This window comes from Streptomyces prunicolor (genome assembly GCF_045162825.1).
In the GTDB taxonomy this organism is placed as follows: domain Bacteria; phylum Actinomycetota; class Actinomycetes; order Streptomycetales; family Streptomycetaceae; genus Streptomyces; species Streptomyces prunicolor.
Genome location: NZ_CP108676.1, coordinates 10,714,050 through 10,730,118, shown reverse-complemented (window position 1 = coordinate 10,730,118; position 16,069 = coordinate 10,714,050). Strand labels below are relative to the sequence as shown.

General features: G+C 70.4%; 16 protein-coding genes and 1 riboswitch. Of the genes, 4 read left to right on the top strand and 12 right to left on the bottom strand.

Annotation, left to right across the window (positions count from 1 at the left end; all coding sequences use genetic code 11):
- The first annotated feature begins 26 nt into the window (after positions 1 to 26).
- Together OG588_RS48545 and OG588_RS48540 are read left to right on the top strand one after the other, a co-directional pair.
- The gene (locus tag OG588_RS48545; RefSeq protein ID WP_405952916.1) at positions 27 to 290 is read left to right on the top strand and encodes a hypothetical protein; all 264 of its coding nucleotides are present in this window, start codon (positions 27 to 29) and stop codon (positions 288 to 290) included.
- Positions 291 to 315: 25 nt separating this feature from the next.
- Complete coding sequence (locus tag OG588_RS48540) at positions 316 to 810, top strand: GNAT family N-acetyltransferase (RefSeq protein WP_405952915.1); 495 nt, start codon at positions 316 to 318, stop codon at positions 808 to 810.
- 72 nt (positions 811 to 882) lie between these two features.
- Here the strand turns inward: OG588_RS48540 and gap are convergent, their stop codons facing one another.
- From gap to OG588_RS48505, 7 genes are all read right to left on the bottom strand, one after another.
- Positions 883 to 1,881, bottom strand: coding sequence for a type I glyceraldehyde-3-phosphate dehydrogenase (gene gap / locus OG588_RS48535; protein ID WP_405952914.1), 999 nt, complete (start codon positions 1,879 to 1,881; stop codon positions 883 to 885).
- A gap of 129 nt (positions 1,882 to 2,010) precedes the next feature.
- A complete protein-coding gene (locus OG588_RS48530) occupies positions 2,011 to 2,967 on the bottom strand; it encodes a GlxA family transcriptional regulator (RefSeq protein WP_405952913.1) in 957 nt (318 codons plus the stop codon).
- A gap of 61 nt (positions 2,968 to 3,028) precedes the next feature.
- Entirely contained in the window at positions 3,029 to 3,406 is a 378-nt protein-coding gene (locus tag OG588_RS48525; protein ID WP_019056308.1) for a hypothetical protein, read from the bottom strand.
- On the bottom strand, positions 3,406 to 3,642 hold the full coding sequence (locus OG588_RS48520; protein WP_393048559.1) for a hypothetical protein: 237 nt from the start codon (positions 3,640 to 3,642) through the stop codon (positions 3,406 to 3,408). Before OG588_RS48520 ends, OG588_RS48525 begins: the two co-directional genes overlap by 1 nt.
- A 150-nt stretch (positions 3,643 to 3,792) precedes the next feature.
- A complete protein-coding gene (locus tag OG588_RS48515) occupies positions 3,793 to 4,863 on the bottom strand; it encodes an alkene reductase (protein WP_405952912.1) in 1,071 nt (356 codons plus the stop codon).
- A gap of 155 nt (positions 4,864 to 5,018) precedes the next feature.
- Positions 5,019 to 6,314, bottom strand: coding sequence for a nucleotide disphospho-sugar-binding domain-containing protein (locus OG588_RS48510; protein ID WP_405952911.1), 1,296 nt, complete (start codon positions 6,312 to 6,314; stop codon positions 5,019 to 5,021).
- Between the two features lie 156 nt (positions 6,315 to 6,470).
- Positions 6,471 to 7,400: a LysR family transcriptional regulator gene (locus tag OG588_RS48505; protein WP_405952910.1), complete on the bottom strand. Its 930-nt coding sequence runs from the start codon at positions 7,398 to 7,400 to the stop codon at positions 6,471 to 6,473.
- 225 nt (positions 7,401 to 7,625) lie between these two features.
- Between OG588_RS48505 and OG588_RS48500 the strand changes: the two genes are divergently transcribed.
- On the top strand, positions 7,626 to 8,405 hold the full coding sequence (locus OG588_RS48500) for an SDR family NAD(P)-dependent oxidoreductase (protein WP_405952909.1): 780 nt from the start codon (positions 7,626 to 7,628) through the stop codon (positions 8,403 to 8,405).
- Positions 8,406 to 8,444: 39 nt separating this feature from the next.
- Here the strand turns inward: OG588_RS48500 and OG588_RS48495 are convergent, their stop codons facing one another.
- From OG588_RS48495 to OG588_RS48485, 3 genes are read right to left on the bottom strand one after another with little or no spacing between them, the layout of a single operon-like run.
- On the bottom strand, positions 8,445 to 9,263 hold the full coding sequence (locus tag OG588_RS48495; RefSeq protein WP_405952908.1) for an ABC transporter ATP-binding protein: 819 nt from the start codon (positions 9,261 to 9,263) through the stop codon (positions 8,445 to 8,447).
- A complete protein-coding gene (locus OG588_RS48490) occupies positions 9,260 to 10,273 on the bottom strand; it encodes a FecCD family ABC transporter permease (protein WP_405952907.1) in 1,014 nt (337 codons plus the stop codon). Before OG588_RS48490 ends, OG588_RS48495 begins: the two co-directional genes overlap by 4 nt.
- Positions 10,270 to 11,331: an ABC transporter substrate-binding protein gene (locus OG588_RS48485; RefSeq protein WP_405952906.1), complete on the bottom strand. Its 1,062-nt coding sequence runs from the start codon at positions 11,329 to 11,331 to the stop codon at positions 10,270 to 10,272. The genes OG588_RS48490 and OG588_RS48485 overlap by 4 nt, the downstream gene beginning before the upstream one ends.
- 53 nt (positions 11,332 to 11,384) lie before the next feature.
- Positions 11,385 to 11,598, bottom strand: a riboswitch (cobalamin riboswitch).
- Positions 11,599 to 11,718: 120 nt separating this feature from the next.
- Between OG588_RS48485 and OG588_RS48480 the strand changes: the two genes are divergently transcribed.
- Complete coding sequence (locus OG588_RS48480) at positions 11,719 to 12,624, top strand: M20/M25/M40 family metallo-hydrolase (RefSeq protein ID WP_405952905.1); 906 nt, start codon at positions 11,719 to 11,721, stop codon at positions 12,622 to 12,624.
- A 15-nt stretch (positions 12,625 to 12,639) separates the two neighbouring features.
- Here the strand turns inward: OG588_RS48480 and OG588_RS48475 are convergent, their stop codons facing one another.
- Positions 12,640 to 13,323, bottom strand: coding sequence for an ABC transporter ATP-binding protein (locus OG588_RS48475; RefSeq protein ID WP_405952904.1), 684 nt, complete (start codon positions 13,321 to 13,323; stop codon positions 12,640 to 12,642).
- Positions 13,324 to 13,337: 14 nt separating this feature from the next.
- Positions 13,338 to 16,043, bottom strand: coding sequence for an ABC transporter permease subunit (locus OG588_RS48470; RefSeq protein ID WP_405952903.1), 2,706 nt, complete (start codon positions 16,041 to 16,043; stop codon positions 13,338 to 13,340).
- Positions 16,044 to 16,069: the final 26 nt, after the last annotated feature.

The window sequence follows — 16,069 nt, the reverse complement described above, 5'->3', positions numbered from 1 at the left end:
GGGGCGGGCGGGCTTCAATGGCCCGCATGCCAAGCGAAGTCGAATGCCCGCAGTGTCATCACACCTTCGATTCCGGCGAGGTCCGCTCGGTAGATCCCGGCGTGGTGCGCTGGTTGACCGAGGAGCTGACCTGGTCGGGCCAGGAACCCACCGAGCGCATGTACGCGAGCTATCTCTACTCGGCCGGCGACATGCCCGTCTCCCGGAAACGCTTCGTCCAGGACCTCGTCTACCTGGGCGTGCCGGAGACACGGGACGCCGAAGGAGTCTGCTTCCTCGTCAGAAAGTGACCAACTCCCCGAACAGGCCAGGAACATGCCCGAACTGAAGCCACTCCAGGCCGACCACGCCTCGGCGGTCCTGGCCTTCGAGTTGGCCAATCGCGCCTACTTCGCCGCCTCGATCTCCGACCGCGGTGACGACTACTTCGCCGAATTCGCCGCCCGCCACGACGACTTGCTCGCCGAACAGGAGACAGGCGAGTGCGCCTTCTACGTCCTCGTGGCCGAGGACGGCTCGATCCTCGGCAGGTTCAACCTCTTCGACATCACCGAGGAACACACGGCGGTACTCGGCTACCGGGTCGCACAGCGTGTCTCCGGCCAGGGCGTGGCAACCGCGACGGTCGAGGAACTCTGCCGACTCGCCGCCTCACGACACGGCGTGCGCACGCTCAGAGCAGCCACCTCCCACGAGAACATCGCGTCCCAAAAGGTGCTGGCCAAGGCCGGCTTCACCCCGGTCGGCCCCGCCGACCCGTCCGCCCTCGGCGGCAAACAGGGCACCTGGTACCAGCGCGACCTGTCGTAGCCACCGCCGTGGGCGTGGCCGGCGCCGACCCGGGCCGGCACATGGACGGAGCGGCGGGCGCCCCGCAATCGATCAGCCGGCGGCGAGCAGTTCGAGCGTGTCGATCACACGGTTGGAGAAGCCCCACTCGTTGTCGTACCAGGCGACGACCTTCACATGCCGGCCGTCGACGCGGGTGAGGGCGGAGTCGAAGATCGACGAGGCCGGGTTGCCGACGATGTCGGCGGAGACGAGCGCGTCGTCGGAGTACTCCAGGACGCCTGCGAGGGGGCCCTCGGCCGCCGTGCGGTACGCGGCCAGCACGTCCTCGCGGGTCACGTCCCGGGAGACGGTGGTGTTGAGTTCGACGATCGAGCCCACCGGCACGGGCACGCGGATCGAGTCGCCCGACAACTTGCCCTCCAGGTTGGGCAGTACGTGGCCGATCGCCTTGGCGGCGCCCGTCGTGGTGGGCACGATATTGACCGCGGCGGCACGGGCACGGCGGGCGTCGCGGTGCGGGCCGTCCTGGAGGTTCTGCTCCTGCGTGTAGGCGTGCACGGTGGTCATGAAGCCGTGCTCGATACCGGCGAGTTCGTCGAGCACCGCGGCGAGGGGTGCCAGCGCGTTGGTCGTGCAGGAGGCGTTGGAGACGATCGTGTGCGTGGCCGGGTCGTAGGCGTCGGTGTTGACCCCGAACGCGAGGGTGACGTCGGCGCCGTCCGAGGGCGCGCTGACGAGGACCTTCCGGGCGCCGGCGTCGAGGTGGGCGCGGGCGGCCTTGGCGGAGGTGAAACGGCCCGTGGCCTCAAGGACGAGGTCGACCTCCAGCTCGGCCCAGGGCAGGTCGGCCGGTTCGCGCTCGGCGAGGACCTTGATGCGACGGCCGTCGACGACAAGAGTGTCCCCGTCGACGGTCACGGGACGACCGAGCCGGCCGGACGTCGTGTCGAAGGCGAGCAGCCGCGCCAAAGTGGCGGGCTCCGTAAGGTCGTTGACGGCGACGACCTCCAGCTCGCTGTCGCGTTCGAGCAGGGCGCGCAGCACGTTGCGTCCGATGCGGCCGAATCCGTTGATGGCAATGCGAGTCATGAGTGATGTCCCTTCGGTATGCCTCCAGGCTCGCTCGTGGCTTCCGGCGCGGACAGTGGCGCGATCGCCATGGTTCGAAAGTATCTCGCCACACTCGCCACACTCGCCACACCGCGGGACAGGGCGGGGCTACTCCCCCTGTGCGAAGGTGCGCCGGTACTCGCTCGGCGTCGTACCGAGGAGTCGGTGGAAGTGCAGCCGGAGGTTCGCGCCGGTGCCGAGACCGACGTCGGCGGCGATCTGCTCGACGCTGCGCTCGGAGCGTTCGAGCAGTTCGCGGGCCATGTCGATACGGGTACGCATGACCCACTGCATCGGCGTGTAGCCGGTCTCGTCGACGAAGCGCCGCGAGAACGTGCGCGGCGACACGGCGGCCTGCCGGGCCAGCGTCTCCAGGGTGAGGGGTTCGCCGAGCCGGTGCAGCGCCCACTCTCGGGTCGCGGCGAACCGTTCACCGAGCGGCTCGGGCACGCTGCGCGGCACGTACTGCGCCTGACCGCCGCTGCGGTAGGGGGCCGCGACCAGGCGCCGGGCGGCGTGGTTGGACGCGGCCACGCCGAGGTCGCCGCGCAGGATGTGCAGGCACAGGTCGATACCGGACGCGGCGCCCGCCGAGGTCAGCACGCTGCCCTCGTCGACGAACAGGACGTTCTCGTCAACGTTGACGAGCGGGTACTTCGCCGCGAGCGCCCGCGTGTAGTGCCAGTGCGTCGTGGCGCGCTTGCCGTCGAGCAGCCCGGTGGCGGCGAGCGCGAAGGCACCGGTCGAGATCGCGGCGAGCCGCGCGCCCCGGTCGTGCGCGGTGATCAGCGCGTCGAGGACACCCTGCGGCGGATCCTCCCGGTCCGGGAACCGATACCCGGGAAGAAAGACGATGTCGGCCCAGGCCAACGCGTCGAGACCATCGGCCACGTGGTACGACAGCCCGTCGCCCCCGGTCACCAGCCCGGGCGCCGCACCGCACAGCCGCACCTCGTACGGCATGCTCGCCCGCGTCGTGAACACCTGCGCGGGGATTCCGACATCGAGCGGCTTGGCGCCTTCGAGGACGAGGACGGCGACGCGACGCAGACGGGCGGTGGACACGGAGACAGCCTACGCAGGGCTACGGCCCCGCGGTCACGGAGCCGTACCAGGTCGCCGCAGGTCAGACCTTCCAGGTCCGCAACTGATCGGCGACGGCGAGGACCCCGACCCGCGTGTCCCGGATCTTGCGGACGAGGTCGGAGAGGGCGCCGTAGGGCGGGTCGATGCCTTCGCCGGACTGCCCCATGTACTGGGCGGCGACGAACGCGGCGTAGAGGCTGTTGCGGTGCGGCAGCGGCTCCAGCCGCACGATGGTGTGCATGAGCGCGGCGGCCCGCCAGGCGGCGTCCGGGTCGGCCGCGGCGAGGGTCGGCAGCTTGGTCTTGTGCCGGGATACGGCGGCCACGAGCGCGGAGTAGTCGGAGACCGACATGTCCTCGCGGCCGAGGGCGGCCTCCTGGACGTCGAGCAGCCAGGAGACGTCGATGTACAGGTGCATCAGGCGGCCGCGGCCCCGTCACGCTCGGCGGGCGGCACCTCGTCGGGGAAGGCGTCGTCGAACTCGCCGCGCAGCCGCTCGGCCCACGCGGAGGCGCCGGCGACGAACCGGCCCCGCTGCATCTCGCGGACGCCGAGGTCGTGCAGGTACTGCTTGAGGCTCTTCCCCTCGGCGGCTGCCGCCGCGCGCACTCCCGCGAGTTCCTCTTCGGTGAAGGACACATTCAACGATGGCATGCACCGATGGTACCTAGTTGGTGCCGCCGGTGCGAGGGGTGTGCCATCAGAGCCGATGCGGCAGGGGGTACGGGGCTGTCCGCCCACGTCCGATCCGACGGATCGGCACCCGTGCGCCGGGCGAGCATCACCGCCGCCCCACATCCACCGTCAGTCGCCCCGGTGTCGCGAAAGAGCCGGGTAGTCGGTGTATCCGTGCTCGTCTCCTCCGTAGAACGTGGTCAGGTCGGGTTCGTTCAGGGGCGCGCCTGCTTTGATCCGGGCCACCAGGTCGGGATTGGCCAGAGCCATCATGCCGACGGTGACGACATCCGCGAGGCTGCCCTCCAGGTCCCGGATCCGGGTGTTCAGGTCGGCGCCGACCCGGTTGAGGAGCAGGCGTCCGGGCCAGTCGTCGCGGATGCGCTTGAGCAGTTCCTCGTCGCCACGGTGGGCCACGTGCAGGTAGGCCAGACCCAGCGGCGCCAGAGCCGGGACGAGGTGGCCGTACAGGTCTTCCACGTCGTGCTCGACGATGTCGTTGAAGGGGTTTCCCGGTGAGATGCGGAAGCCGGTCCGCCGGGCCCCGATCTCCTCGGCGACCGCCGTCGCCACTTCCAGCGGGAAGCGGACACGGTTGCGGACAGAGCCGCCGTACCGGTCGGTGCGCCGGTTGGCGTTGCTGGAAAGGAACTGGTGCGGCAGGTAGCCGTTGGCGCCGTGGATCTCCACACCGTCCGCGCCGGCTGCGACCGCCGCGGCTGCCGCGCGGCGGTAGTCCGCGACCGTCTCCGCTATCTCCTGGGTCGACAGTGCTCGCGGTGCGGGTATCGGCTGGATGCCGCTCGCGGTGAAGACACTGCCCGCGGGCCGGACGGCGGAGGGCGCTACCGGCTGACGGCCGTGCGGGGTGTTGGACGGATGCGCGATGCGGCCGACGTGCATGAGTTGGATGACGATCCGCCCGCCCTTCGCGTGGACGGCGTCCACGACCGCGCGCCACCCGGCGATGTGCTCGTCGGTGTGGATGCCCGGTGTCAGGAGGTAGCCCTGCCCGTCCGGCGAAGGCTGGGCGCCCTCGGTGATGATCAGCGCCATCGACGCGCGCTGCGCGTAGTACTCGACGTTCGACGCCGTCGGCGCACCGGAGGGCGCCGCGCGGTTGCGCGTCATGGGTGCCATCGCGATGCGGTGCCGCAGCCGGATCCCGCCCAGTTCGACGGGCTTCCACAGGTCAGTCATCAACGCTCCGATCTCAAGGATGTGCCAACTGCTGGTATCGACGGCAACCTGGTATCAAGCACAACTCGGCTGCCGGCCATGAAAGTTGCTGCCCGGCCGGTGCGACACGGCCCGCGTCGCACCTCCCACGGCCGACCGGACCAGGCATTCCCGAACTACACCGTGCGCGACATCAGCCTGCGGATCGTCGTGTCAATGACGTCCAGGGCGTCCGATGCCGCGTAATCGGCCTGCAGGCGCGCCGCGTTCCGCCGATAGCCGGATTCACTCAGAACGGAGTCGACCGCCTTGCGGATGTCCATGGGGGAAGGGTTGTCGGTGCCGAGGTTGACCGCCGCACCGGTCGCCGCCACGCGGACATTGCTCTCCAGCTTGTCCTCGCTCTGCCCGGCCAGCACCATCGGCACGCCGTGCGCCAGCGCTTGCTGCACACCACCGAACCCACCATTGGTGATCAGCAGATCCGTGTGCGGCAGCAGCAGTTCGAACGGGATGAACCGGGCGACGCGCGCGTTCGCCGGCACGCCGCGCACCTCACGGTCCGTACCGGTCGCCGCCACCACCAGGACCTGCTCGTCCGCCAGCGCCTCCAGCGCGGGCTCGATCAACTGGCCCAGGTCCAGGTTGGCCAGCGTGCCCTGGGTGACCACCACGACCCGCTCCGCGTCCAGCACGTCGGCCCACCACTGCGGCAGCCGCGCTCCGGTACCCGGGTCCTCCGGGAGCCTGCCGATGAAGTGCGCGTGTTCGGGCAGGTCGGTGCGCCGGTAGCTCAGCTCCTCGACCGACAGTTGGAGGAACACGTCGGCCTCCGACAGCGGGGCGTCCATGAAGAACGGCGGCCGGCCCGGGCAGCCGAGATCGGCCAGGATGCCTGCGAACAAGCGCTGTGCGCCGCCCAGTACCTGGGTCTGCATCGCCGCGTTGAGCTCACGGTTGCGGGCCCTGCCCTCCTTCGAGTAGTCCGGCGGCAACCCCATTCCGAACGGTGCCGTGTCGACGCTGCTGATCGTCAGCGGCAACACTCCGATCCCCACGACGGCGTCCGGTCGGCGTCCGGGTGCGCCGAGCATGACCGGCAGAGCGCCCGCGAAGCCGGTCTCGGACAGCAGCACCACAGGCTCCTCAGCGGCGTCGGCGAGCACCCGCTGCAAGGCGCTGTGCTGGCCGGGCACCGACTGGAGGAAGATATTGCGCACGTCCCAGTCGAGCTGGGCCGGCCCGACCGGCAGGGCCAGCCGCTCCGGATCGGCGGCCTTCTCCTCGAAGACGAAGTCGGCGGCACCGTCCACCGCCGCGAACGTCGCGCCGGTCCCCCGAACCTCGTCCCGGTACACCGATCCGGTCAGTACGGTGACCTGATGGCCGCGCCCGACCAGATCCGCGGCGATGGATCTCATGGGCGCGAAGTGGCCGTACACGGCCGACGCGGCAACAACAACTCTGGTCATGTGGGCAACTCCGGGATGGCGATTCGCCGCAGTGGAGGACAGACATCGCCGCCTCCGTTTTCGCTGCGGTCCGAGGACGGAGCCCACGACACCACGGACACCCCCGTCGGTGGACTGCCGCGTCGGCATCGCAGCCATGCCCGGGAGGCACCGCGCCTATGAAACCGCTGCCCGGGAACCGTCCGCCGCCACCCACGTGGTCGCGGCGTCGGTGACATGCCCGACGAATGCGGCAACCCGCATCGAGGTGCTGTCCGCCCGCCAGGCGAGGTGGAGCTCACTGGGCGAGATGCCGTCGACGGGGCGGATCTCGATGCCCGGCAGGCCCGCGGCGAGCGGGAGGGAGGAGACGGGAACGAACGCGATGGCCTGCCCGAGTTGGACGACAGCGACAACGTCGGAGGCACTGGTGACTTCCGGGCCCCGCAGCCACGCGTGCCCGTCGTGGTCCGCCCCGGCCCAGTGCTCCTGCTCCTGCGGCGTCATCTGCGGCCACACCGCGACCGGGTCGCGGCCGAGTTCGTCCACGTGCACGCGTGCCCGCCCGGCGAGCGGGTGCGCCGCGCTCAGCAGGGCGACCCTCGGCTCCCTCCAGAGCAGTTCCCGGTCGAGCGACCGCGGAGCGTAGGGGCCCCGCAGGAAGGCCACGTCGACGCGCCCTTCGCGCAGAGCGCCGATCTGCAGGCCGGGACACTGCGCCACGACGGTGATCGGGACCTCGGGAGCGGCACGGCCCGAAGATCCGGGCGCGGCGAGCAACTCGGCGGCGAGCGGGGCGTCGTAGCTCTGTGCCGTCACCCGGAGCGAGGGCTCGGCCCGGCTGGCGGTGCGCACCCGCTCGACAGCGGCGAGCGCGCGCTCGTCGAGCTCGCGAGCCTCCTCGAGCAGCAACATGCCGGCCTCGGTGATTTCCACGGTCTGCGCCGTGCGCACGACCAGTTCGACGCCGACCGCCGCCTCCAGCGTCCGCACCGCCCGGGACAGCGCCGGCTGCGTCATCCCCAGACGCCGCGCGGCCCGGCTGAAGCCGCCCTCCTCGCAGACCGCGATGAAGTACCGCAAGAGCCTGAGATCAACGTCTGCCACTCCGTCACCGTCTCCCCACCCGAATGTCGCGGTGGCTCCCCACCGTGCAAAAGGCGGCGGTCACCGACTCGGCGTCCATTGCGTCGATCCCGTCGAACACAGCAAGTCCCAGAACGATACGTCGGTCCGCATGTCCAGTACCGCCACCGGCCACGGCCTGCAATGGGCGGAGACGGCCCCGGAGCCCCGGCTCGTCAGCCCGCGCCCGGCGCCTAAGCTGCGGGGATGATCTCTCGCGACTACCTCTCCGAACTGTTCTCGCTGGACGGCCGAGTCGCCGTCGTGACGGGCGGCAGCTCCGGCATCGGCCGGGCCGCCGCCGGGGCGCTCGCACGGGCGGGAGCCGAAGTGGTCGTAGTGGCGCGCAAGGAGCAGGAACTGGCCGCCACAGTCGACGAGTTGACGGCGGACGGCTGCCGGGCGGCCTGGGTGAGCGGCGATCTGGGCACCCGGGACGGGGTCCGGGCGGCGGCGGAAGCGGCGGCCGAGGTGTTCGGGGAGCCGGACATCCTGGTGAACAGCGCCGGCATCAACCTGCGCCCGCCGATGGATGAGTTGAGCGAGGAGGTGTGGGACACCACGATGGCCCTGAACCTGGAGGCGCCCTACCTCCTGGGCCGACGCTTCGGCCCCGGCATGGCCGAGCGGGGCTACGGCCGGATCATCCACATCACCTCCCAGCAGGCACACCGCGCTTTCGTGCAGAGCGGTGCCTACGGTGTGTCCAAGGGCGCGCTGGAGTCCCTGGCCCGCTCGCAGGCCGAGGCCTGGTCCCCGTACGGGGTCACCTGCAACACCCTGGTGCCGGGTTTCGTGATGACGCCGCTCAACGAGCGACTGTCGTCCGACCCGGAGAAGGTGGCGGCACTGGCCGCGCGAACGATGGTCGGGCGCAATGGACTTGCCGAGGACTTCGCGGGAGCGGTGGTGTTTCTGGCGAGTCGCGGCGCGGCCTATGTCACCGGGCAGTCGGTGTTCGTGGACGGCGGCTTCTCCGTGCACTAGCCCAACACCGGCTACACCTGGGCACGTTGGAGCCCGCCGCTACGGCGTCCCGCTCCCCCGCCGCAGAAAGCGGATCACGGGATGCCCAGGGTCATGGTGGACCTCGGCGTCGACGCCGTAGACCTCTTTGATGAGGGCCGGGGTGAGGACGTCGGCCGGGGTGCCCTCGGCGACCGTGCGGCCGGTGTCGAGGACGAGCAGGCGGTCGCAGTACATCGCGGCGAGGTTGAGGTCGTGCAGGGCGATCACGGTGGTGACCGGCAGGTCGGCGATCAGGTCGAGCAGGTCCAACTGGTGCTGGATGTCGAGGTGGTTGGTCGGCTCGTCGAGGAGGAGTTCGCGGGGTTCCTGGGCCAACGCCCGGGCGATCTGGGCGCGTTGGCGTTCACCGCCGGAGAGGGTGTGCCAGGACTGCGCGGCCCGGTCGGTCAGTCCGGCGCGTTCCAGAGCGTCGGTGACGGCGCGGGCGTCGGCGGCCGACGCCGGTGACCAGGCACGGCGGTGCGGGATACGCCCGAGGGCGACGACCTCGCGGACGGTCAACTCGGTCTGGGTGTGGGTGTGTTGCTCGACGGTGGCGATACGGCGGGCGGTCGCGCGCCGCCCGACTTCCGGCAACGGCCGCCCGTCCAGCGTCACCACGCCGGTGGAGGCGGGGAGGACACCGGCCAGCAGGCGCAACAGGGTTGATTTTCCGGACCCGTTGGGGCCGAGGAGGCCGACGGTCTCGCCGGGGCGCAGGACGAGGGTGACGCCGTCGACGATGAGTCGGCCGTCGGTGCGGCGGGCCACCCGGTCCGCGTGCAGGCCGGTGTCCGGTGCGGGATCGCTCATGTCTTCGGCCGCGGGGGTGCTCATGTCTTCCTCCGGCCCCGGTGCAGCACGATCACGAACGCGGGTACGCCGATCAGTGACGTCACGACCCCCACCGGTACCTCCTGGGGATCGACGACGGTACGGGCGAGGGTGTCCACCCACACCAGGAAGACGGCTCCGGTCAGCGCGGTGATCGGCAGCAGTCGTACATGCCCGGAACCGGTGAGCGCGCGGGTGACATGCGGCAGTACCAGGCCGACGAAGCCGATCGCCCCGGCGCAGCTGACCAGGACGGCGGTGAGCAGGGCCGTGGCGCACAGCAGGATCAGCCGGGCGCGGGCCACGTTCACGCCGAGCCCGGCCGCCGCCTCCTCGCCGAAGGCGAACGCGTCCAGGGTGGTGGCTTGGCCGAGGCAGACGACCAGGACGAGGGCCAACGCGCCCGCGCACAGCAGCACTTGGCCCCAGTCCGCGCCGGAGAGCGAGCCGAGCAGCCAGAACAGCACGCCCTTGGTGGTCTCGGCGTCCGCCGAGGTCAGCACGGTGAACGAGGTGAGTGCGGAGAAGAGTTGCATGGCGGCCACTCCGGACAGCACCACCCGGTCCATGCTCGCGCCGAGGCTGTGGCTGAGCAGCATCACCAGCCCGAAGGAGAGCAGGGCGCCGACGAAGGCACCCGCCGACAGCGACACGGCCCCGCCTCCCACGCCGAGGACCACGACCGCCACCGCGCCCGTGGACGCCCCGGAGGAGACGCCGAGCACGAACGGATCCGCCAGCGGATTGCGCAGCAGCGACTGCATGACCGCGCCGCACAGCGCGAGCCCGGCGCCGCAGACGGCGGCGAGCAGCGTGCGGGGCATGCGCAGGTCCCAGACGATGCCGTCCCGCAGCGGGGCGAGCGTGCTGTCCCCGCCGCCGAGGTGGGACGCGACCGACGCCCATACGTCGGCCGTGGAGATGTCGGCGGGTCCGATGGTCACCGCGACGGCCACGGAAACCAGCAACGCGACCAGTCCGCCGCCCGTCAACAGCAGGGTGCGGACGGTCACTTGGCGAGTCCGAAGTCGCGCAGGCCGGCGGCGACCTGCTCGATCCCTTCGACGATGCGGATGGAGGGGTTCATCGCCTGGCCGCTGAGCAGGATGTACCGCTTCTTCTTGACGGCGGTGAGGTTGCGGGTGGCCGCGTTGGTCTCCAGGAAGCGGATTTTCGCCTTGGCGGTCTCGGCGGTCTGCGACTTGCGGGTCAGGTCGCCGAGGACGATGACGTCGGGGTCGCGGTCGGCGACGGTCTCCCAGTTGATCTGGGGCCACTCGTCGTGGGTGTCGGAGAAGGCGTTCTTCGCGCCGACGGCACGGGTGATGGCGCCGGGGGCGCCGCAGCAGCCGGCCAGGTAGGGCGATTGGGCGTTGGCGAACCAGTACATGAGGGAGGTGTCGGAGGCGTCGAGCCCGGTGGTGGCCTTGGTCACCCGGGCCTTCAGCCGGGCCACGAGCCTGTCGCCGCGCTCCTTGACGCCCATCGCCCGGGACAGGTCGCGTATCTCGCCGTAGACGGTGTCGAGCGTGAGCGGTGTGCTGCGCGAGCCGTCGCCGCCGCTGTCGTTGTCCTTGCCCGCGCAGTCGGACGGCGAGACGTATGTCGGGACGCCCAGCTTCTCGAACTGTTCGCGGGTCGCGACACCGCCCTTGCCGAGCGTCGAGACGAAGGAGGCGGTGACGAAGTCGGGTTCGGCGTCGAGGACCTTCTCGAAGGAGGGGTTGTTGTCGGCGAGGCGCGGCACGGTCGCGTTCGCCTTCTCCAGCCCCTTGAGCACGGGGTCGGTCCAGGTCGCCGTACCGGCGATGCGGTCGGCGAGGCCGAGGGAGAGCAGGATCTCGGTGGTGCCCTGGTTGAGGGAGACGACCCGCTTCGGGGCCGACTTCAGCGTGACCTTCTGCCCGCAGTCGGTGAGGGTGAGCGGGAAGCCCGCGGCGGACTTCTCCGTCTCGCCGTCGGCACTGTCGCCGTCGGATCCGCCGCACGCGGTGAGCAGCAGGGCGGGCGCGATGAGGAGGGCCGCGGTACGGCGGCGCAGCGGGACGGGGGCGGTACGGAGCACGGGCATGCCTTGCCTGTCGGGGCTCGAACGCGGAGCCTGGCCTACGAACTCCCCCTCGCCGAGGGCGAGAAGGCGCCAGCAGGTCTTCGGACTCGGGTTCGTCCGGACGGGGCGCCTTCCCGGCGCGTCACACACCGGCTCCTTCGGCCGGCCCGTGTCGCCCCAGTGGCGTCTGCTGCCCCGCCCGTCCCCCTCACCGCTGCGCGTCAGTTCCGGATTTCCACCGGATTCCCTGGCCTCGGTTGTGGCACGACTGGCCCGCACAACCTATCAAGATCGACGGTCGGCTCCCGCTGCGGGGCGGCACGGAGGTGCCTGCGCTGTTGTGCCCGCTACACTCGTGGGCCTGAACTCACCTCGCGACAAAGGCCGTTGGGCAACGGGTGAACCGAAGTGACGGACGCAGGATTCAGCGCGGGCGACATAGACACCGGCGGCGCAGAGTTGGAAGGCTCCCGCTTCAAGCCGAGCATGATGGGCAGCGCCGTGTTCACCGGAAAGCTGCCGGCCGACACCGCCCTCGCGACGACCGATCCCGCGGGCACCACTGTCGAGGCCGCCCTCCGCGAGATCGGCACGATCGGCGACTACCCCGGACCGGACGTGGCGGCATACGCCGAGATCCACATCGAGCAGGGTCGCGACCTGGAGAACAAGGGGCTCACCATCGGCCTGGTGGACGCCACTTGGGCGGCACGCAAGTACCAGGTGGTGGTGCGCGGCGAGCAGTCGCACACCGGATCCACGATCATGGCGGACCGGCGCGACGCCCTGTTCGGTGCCTCGCTCCTCGTCGTGGCGGTACGTGAACTGGCCGAGCAGAGCACGGACTTGCCGCTGCACACCTCGGTGAGCGAGATGACCGTCGAGCCCAACTCCCCTGTCGTGGTGGCCCGCGAGGTGCGTATGCACGTCGACCTGCGCTCGCCCGACGAAGCCCTGCTCGACGCGGCGGCCAAGAAGCTGGCCGAGTCGATCCCGGGCATCGAGGAGCGCGCGTCGGTCTCCATCGAGCAGGTACAGACGCACGGTTGGGGCGTGGCGCCGTTCCCCGCGGCCGGTGTCGAACTCGCCGCCCGCGTCGCCGACGAGCTGGGGCTCAGCCACCAGACCATGATGACCATCGCCGGCCACGACTCGGTCAACATGAAGGACATCGCGCCGTCGATCATGCTGTTCGTGCCCAGCATCGAGGGAATCTCCCACAACGAGGGCGAGTTGACGGACGACCACGACATCAGCGCGGGCACCGATCTACTGACCGAGGTGGTCCACCGGCTCATGTCCGGCGCCCTCTGAACGGTATCGGGTTCATCAGTCCACACCCAGGTACTTGCCCTCCAACTCGGCGATGTTCGCGCGCAGTTCGTCCGTGGTGCCTTCGTCACTCACGCGACCGTTGACCAGCACATAGGCGCGGTCGGCGACGTCGAGTGCGAGCCGGGCGAACTGCTCGACCAGGATCACCGCCGTGCCCCGGTCGGCCGCTTGGCGTACGGCCGTCATGAGACGCTGGACGATCCGGGGGGCCAGCCCGAACGACAATTCGTCGATGAGCAGCAGCTTCGGTTCTCGCGCCAGCACGGAGGCGAGGCCGAGCATCTGCTGCTCACCGCCCGACAGGAGTCCCGCAGGCCGGTCGAGCAGCCGTTCCAGCTCGGGGAACAGTGACATCACGTCGTCGCTCCCGCGTGCCAGCCGCAAGTTCTCGCGGACGGTGAGGCCGAAGAAGATCGAACGGTCATCGGTCATCAGGCCCAAGCCCCGCCGGGCGCGGGCCGCGAGCGAGGATCTGTCCGGCGCACCGAGGAAGTCGAGGTCCCCGGAGAGCGGGCGCAACGCGCCGGCCAGGGTCAGCAGGGCCGTGGTCTTGCCCGCGCCGTTGCGGCCCAGCAGCGCGACGATCTCGCCCGAGGCGACGCTGAGATTGAGGTCACGAACGACTGTCACGTCGCCGTAGCCGGCATGGATGTTCCGGGTCTCCAGCACAAGGCTCATGTCGACACCGCCCTTCACGCCGTCTCGGTGACGTCACCGAGATACGCCGCCATGACGCTCGGGTCCGACAGCACGTCATCGGGTCGGCCTTGGGCGATCACTTTCCCGAAGTCGAGTGCCACGATGCGGTCGGACACGCGCCGCACCAAATGGACGTCGTGCTCTATCAACAGCACTCCCATCCCCCAGTTCTCGGCCAGCATCCTGACCACCTCGCCCACCTCTTCCCGTTCGTGCTGGTCCAGGCCCGAGCATGGTTCGTCGAGGAGGAGGACCGACGGCTCGCCCGCGATCGCACGAGCGAGCGCGACGAGTTTGCGGCGGCCGGTGCTCAGTTCCCCGGGCTTCGCGCCGAGCACGTCGTCGAGTCGGAGCGCCTGGATCGCGCGGAGCATGGCCGCGGTCGGCTTGTCCCTGCTGGGCCGTACGAGGTCGAGCAGGCCGGACCACCAACTGCCCGAGTCGGACGCGGTACGCAAGTTGTCCAGGACCGACAGGTCCTCGATCAGCTCCAGGCTCTGCCAGGAACGGGCGAGGCCGGCCCGCGCCCTCCCGTGCGCCGACACGGTGGCCAGCTCCTGCCCACCGAGGGCGACCGTGCCCCTGCTGGGTACGAACCCGGTGATGGCGTCGATCAAGGTGGTCTTCCCGGCGCCGTTGGCGCCCACGACGCCGACGACCTCACCCGGTTCGACGTGCAGGTCGACGCCGTCGACCGCGCGTACGGCGCCGAACGCCACCTCGATCGAGCCGACCGTCAGCGGCGCGGGCCGCACGCGCCGGGGCGCCTGGCTGCCGCGCCCGAGGTACGCCTGCGCCTGACGCCCGGCGCGCGGGCGCCTCGCCGGCAGGCGACGGCGTACGGAGTCGATCGCCTCGGCGGTCGCCGCAGCCATCCCGTCGGGTGAGGCGACGATGGTGATGAGCAGGAGGACGCCTCCTATGAGTGTCATCGTCACCGGCTCCACGCCGAAGATCGCGTTGAGCACCGACTGCCCGATCCCCGAGGGTTGCAGTGTGCTGCCGAACAGCGGGCCCAGAACGCTGCCCACTCCGCCGACGACGCTGTACGCCAGGGCGCTGATGTTGTCCAGCACCGAGAAGTTCGAGAAGAGCGCCGTCGGCGCGCTGTAGACGAGCAGGACTCCGCCCAGCCCCGAGATCGCGGAGGCGATCCCGAATGCCCACAGCTTGGTCGTCACCACGTTGATGCCCAGGGCGGTCGCGGCTCGCTCGTTGCCCCGGACCGCGATCATGCGCCGTCCCGAGGCGCTGCGCCGCAGATTTGCCACGAGCAGAGTCAGCACCAGTACGAAGCCCAGCACCAGGTAGGCGAACCGATCGGGGTACAGGAAGCTGTCGATGTCCACTCCGAAGATCCGGAACGACGCGCTGTCGGGGAGCGCGATCCCGGTTTCCCCGCCGGAGATCGAGCTGTTGCTGAAGATCAGTGCCTGGATCGCCACCGCGAGGCCCAGGGTCGCCACCGCGAGGCTGACTCCGCGGGTCCGGGCGGACGGCAGCCCCACGATGAGGCCGACCGGAACCGTGGCGAGCATGCCCAGCACCAGTACGACCGGGAACGGCAGGCCGACATCTGCCGCCAGCCGCGCGGCGACCAGTCCGCCCACCCCCGAGAGGGTGATCTGGGCCAGTGACATCTGGCCCGCGTAGCCGAGCAGCACGGTGAGCGACAGCAGCGGAATCACGGCGAGAAGCGATGCTGTCAGCGCCGAGATGCCGTTGTCGTTCAGGACCCAGCCGACCAGAAGGACGAGCACCGCGACGCCGGCCACGACCCGGCCGGGGCGGATCTCCCCGGAGCCGACGCGAGGCAGCCGCTCGCCGACGAAGCTCCGCAGCGGAAGCCGACGGCCCCGCAGGACGATCACGGCGATGATCGCCACGAACGGAACGGCGTCGGCGAGACCCTGGATCCCTAGGTCGTGGATGCCGAACAGGGACTGCAGCATGCCGATCACCATCCCGCCGACCAGCGTCAGCGAGAACGAACGCAGCCCGCCGATCAGCGCGGCGGCCAGCACCGTCACCATCAGCACGGCCGCGTTCCCGATCGTCACGCCGATGATCGGAGCCAGCAGGACGCCGGCCAGCCCGGCCAGCGCACCCCCCACGCCCCAGTTCATCGCCCCGATCCAGCCGATGCGCCAGCCGAGCGCCGCGAGCTTGCGCGGGCGCTCCGACAACGCGGTCGTCGCGATCCCGAACGTGGTGCGGGCGTAGACCACCGCGAGCGAGAGCGCCAGCACCACCGCGGTACCCAGCAGGATCGGACGGCTCACCGGGATCGTGATGCCGCCGCCGAGGCCGACCGAGCCGCTGGGCAGGAACTGGTGGACCGACAACGGGTTAGGCCCGTAACGCAGTTGGGCGGCGGACTCCAGGATGATCAGGACGGCGAGCGTCGCGATCAGGCGGGTGAGGTTGGAGCCGGCCCGCGGCAGCACCATGACCAGTACGTAGGTCAGCACACCCAGCGCCGCACCCACCAGTACGGCGGCCGTGCCGGCGGGCAGCGCCGACCAGCCCGCGTTGCGGGTCAGATCCCAGAACACGTACGAGCAGGCCATCCCGATGCCGCCCGTCGCGAAATTCACTACGCCGCTGCTGCGGTACATGAGCACCAGACCGAGCGCCGACAACGCGGTCATCGATCCCGCACCCAGCCCCAGCAACAGCAGCGTGACGTACTCAGCCACAGGACACCGCCGAACCTCTCATAGCC